The organism is Brochothrix campestris FSL F6-1037, from assembly GCF_000525915.1.
Taxonomy (GTDB): domain Bacteria; phylum Bacillota; class Bacilli; order Lactobacillales; family Listeriaceae; genus Brochothrix; species Brochothrix campestris.
Genome location: NZ_AODH01000058.1, coordinates 1 through 3,446 on the forward strand (window position 1 = coordinate 1; position 3,446 = coordinate 3,446).

Genomic DNA, 3,446 nt, shown 5'->3' on the forward strand with positions numbered 1-3,446 from the left:
CTAGTCTCTTCAATCCGGTTAAAACAAGATTGTTTTCGTTTGGAAATAGGCTTCTATCATTACAAGTACATTTGGTGTAGAGATGTTTATAGGTCATTTGTCTACACTCCTAATAATTCTTTGGTCGGAACTATTTTGAGTGTCGCACAAATGACTTTTTTATTTGTCTAGCTTAATTTTACTATCGGCGTTCCTATCAAACACAATAAATGGGAAATACGGATGAGTAATACCGATATCAAAAAAGACAATAGTTCTGTTCGTGTATTCAGAAATTATTCCATGCTATACTTGCCAATATCTAAACAACACTTAATGATAAGGAGCAACAATTATGCTATCACTACTTCATACCTTCATAGCTGTATATGAAAAGAAGAGTTTTTCACAAGCTGCAGCCCTACTTTATATTTCTCAGCCGACTGTTTCTACTCATATTCACCGCTTAGAAGAACTCACGGATACCCCACTGTTCGTTCGACACGACAAAAACGGTATCGTTCCGACCCCGTTCGGCGTCCTTTTTTATGAACGATCTCGTTATTTAGTTAATTATTGGAATTGCACTATGAATGAGTTGCAACAAACAAAAAACAAGCGGAAACGTATGAGCATTTTAATGTCTCATTCAATTGCTGAAGGTTATTTCAATGACTTTATTCCTCTTTTGATTTCTTGTTTTCCCGATATCGATTTTGATTTCCGTGTATATAACTCAGAAGATATTATCAACGAAGTAATACAGAATAGTAAAACGCTCGGATTGATTGAAAAGCCACTTACTCATAAAAAATTAACCGCGAATGCACTTCTGAACGATGAACTCGTACATGTCGGTGATGTCAATTCACCTTACTGGCTAATGCGCGAACCTCATTCAGGTCTGCATTTTTACCAAGAACTTTATTTTGACCAACATAAGCTCGACTTAAATAAGCTCTCAACGAACAATATCAGTTTTATTTACAAACTTTTACAAAACAACATTGGGCAAACATTGGTATCAAAAAAAGCTCTTGAAAATTTACCCGGAATTCCTTGGGAGCCGACCAATATTAGTCGCTCTTTAACGCTGGTCAGTAATCCTCTCGTTACTGAAGATGACACACTAAAGGCGCTCTCCCAATTTATTTGTAAAACCTTAAAAAATAACTTCCCCCCCACTGCATAATCAAAAAACCATCCAACACTCATACATGTTGGATGGTTTTTTGATTATAGACAACGTAGCATTAAATTCCCTTTCTCTTTGAAGATAGTTCATGTACATTCTTAGTATACTTGCACCTTTTCTCCTATTCAGCTTAACTGCTCTCAATCTTTTCCATCGCTATTTGTCGGCGTATTTCAGCCGCTTTAAATTCAGCCGCCAAAAAGGCTGCGATTTCCTCATTCAAACTATTTTCTACGTGCATTTTCTTTTGAATCATGATTAAATTACGCCAAAGATTCGTTGGTTGCCAATCTAATTGTGGCAAATACGCCAATGCTTTTTTCGAGACGATTGTTTGTCCAATATTACTTTTGAGCAACTTGAAAATAAAACTCAAATTATTTGTAACAATCTTATTCGCGCTAATTTCATTTTTATCAAGATATAGATCTTGATAATATCTAACACCTGAATTTTTTTCCCGCATTAGCCAATATGGGGAATTCGTTTGTCCGACATGAATCATTTCATCTTTTATAATAACTAACTCTTTCAAATCTAGACGATTGGTCGGTTTTTCAATTAAACCAATCACCTCGTTTGATTGTGTAACAGTGTGTATAATTTCTTCGGAATTTTTGATAAAAAAAAGAAAAATCTAACTGTGGAAAAGTAATAATTAATTTGGGAATAAATTCATTAAAATACAATTCTGCGATAGAATGTGATATTAAAATCTTAATTTGTTGACGTTCTCGTTTTTTTTTGCTGTAATTCTTCAATTGTTTCTTCCCATTCATTTATCATTAGTAACGCTTTTTCATAAAAAACGTCGCCAAATTCAGTCGGTTCTACACCTTTTTTCTCATTGCGAACAAAGAGCTTTGTTTGTGTTATTTCTTCTAACTTTTGGATATGAATCGAAACCGTAGGTTGTGATATGTATAATATTTTGGCAGCCTGAGAAAAATTACGCAATTCATAAACTACGACATACGTATGTAATAGTGATAACATAAAACGCCCCCTCTCATTCAATTATCAGTACTGCATATATCTTAATTAATCATCTCGAAATAGTATTTTCCTTTTAACAAACATTTCCGACAAATGACATTAGAGTACTAAAAAGTTAACTGTCATTATGCATTATCTGCTAACGAATACACATCGTTATATTAGTTAAACTGGTTAACGTCTGTCGTTTCTATTAGTTTTTCAATTAATTAAAAAACTGCAATAGAAAAACGATGTTTTTTGTAAAGCAGCTAACGGGTCTCGTTTAAATTACTATTTCTTTTCTATTCGATACCAGCTAATTATTCTCGCCAAACTTTATTCTGCTGTCAAAACATTTAATATAGAAAGAACTCGCATAACATTTCACTGTTTCTCTGAAAATAATTCTAAAAATCATCACTTTAAGATATTAAATTGCACTTTATCTGTGTCAAAAAAACAAGCCTTATACGTTCTTATGTACTAACACTTCCCTGTTTTATAGAAAAATAAACATCTGAACCAACTATTCCCACACGTTAAATTGAGTTCTTCCTTAAACTATAAAAAGCGATGCGAGGTAACCCTCGCATCGCTCTTAGATGATTCCCTCTTTCAACGTATCTTTTAATAGCGGTAGTAGACCATTTCCTCATTGCCACCAAACATCAGGATCACAATGCTAATGACAAAGCAGATTGCGGAGACAATTATAATGAGCCGTCCTTGTTTCTGGTTTGTTTTTGAGTAAATAAAGCCACAGATTGCACCCACAACACCAAATACAATCGGTAAGAAAAAGATTGAAATAATCGCTGCAGCCCAGCCGCACATTTGAAAGTACCGACTATTAGAGGACTGTGATAATTGTTTTGCTTTATCATTAATACCGGCTAAAGAATTGGTTGTTGATGCTGTTGCGACGATTTCTTTAACATTAATCACAAAATCATCACCGACTGGATACACATCTACTTCTGTACCAACTTCTGGTGTGAAATCCAAGCTTGTTTTTTTAACAGTCACGACACTATTGCCTGCGCGACTAATAAATACTTCTGTTTCTGTTACCTTAATAATTTTATTCTCTTATTTGTCAAATTAAGCTGGACAATTGTTCTTCATTTACGTCACTCAAAAACACTTCCAATGGTGTCCGGTAGTTTAATGATTTTCTTGGTATGTGATTTCTTTTTTGAAGCAACAGCTGAAATGAAGTTTTGGTCAACTTGGTTAAAGTCCATCTTTTTTGGCAAGCCATTTCGACGCAAAATGCCATTAGAATTTTTCGTTT

Annotated in this window: 4 protein-coding genes and 1 pseudogene; 1 reads left to right on the forward strand and 4 read right to left on the reverse strand. The window is 34.2% G+C overall.

Annotated features, from left to right (window positions below; genetic code table 11):
• Nucleotides 1–334 precede the first annotated feature (334 nt).
• Nucleotides 335–1,171 carry a LysR family transcriptional regulator gene (locus BCAMP_RS11100; RefSeq protein ID WP_051457067.1) on the forward strand — a complete coding sequence of 279 codons (837 nt, stop codon included), beginning with the start codon at nt 335–337 and terminating at the stop codon, nt 1,169–1,171.
• 133 nt (nt 1,172–1,304) lie between these two features.
• Here the strand turns inward: BCAMP_RS11100 and BCAMP_RS11105 are convergent, their stop codons facing one another.
• The 4 genes and pseudogenes from BCAMP_RS11105 to BCAMP_RS13235 all read right to left on the reverse strand — a co-directional run.
• On the reverse strand, nt 1,305–1,748 hold the full coding sequence (locus tag BCAMP_RS11105; RefSeq protein WP_035315646.1) for a type 2 periplasmic-binding domain-containing protein: 444 nt from the start codon (nt 1,746–1,748) through the stop codon (nt 1,305–1,307).
• A gap of 143 nt (nt 1,749–1,891) precedes the next feature.
• Complete coding sequence (locus tag BCAMP_RS11110) at nt 1,892–2,170, reverse strand: LysR family transcriptional regulator (protein WP_035315647.1); 279 nt, start codon at nt 2,168–2,170, stop codon at nt 1,892–1,894.
• A gap of 609 nt (nt 2,171–2,779) precedes the next feature.
• Nucleotides 2,780–3,178 carry a hypothetical protein gene (locus tag BCAMP_RS11115; protein ID WP_035315648.1) on the reverse strand — a complete coding sequence of 133 codons (399 nt, stop codon included), beginning with the start codon at nt 3,176–3,178 and terminating at the stop codon, nt 2,780–2,782.
• Nucleotides 3,179–3,248: 70 nt separating this feature from the next.
• Nucleotides 3,249–3,446 (reverse strand): annotated as a pseudogene (locus BCAMP_RS13235) (IS30 family transposase); the annotation flags it as partial.

What these genes read in the sequence shown, in the direction of transcription:
- BCAMP_RS11100 (WP_051457067.1), top strand. Translation starts at nt 335, where the DNA reads ATGCTATCACTACTTCATACCTTCATAGCTGTATATGAAAAGAAGAGT.
- BCAMP_RS11110 (WP_035315647.1), bottom strand. Translation starts at nt 2,170, where the DNA reads ATGTTATCACTATTACATACGTATGTCGTAGTTTATGAATTGCGTAAT.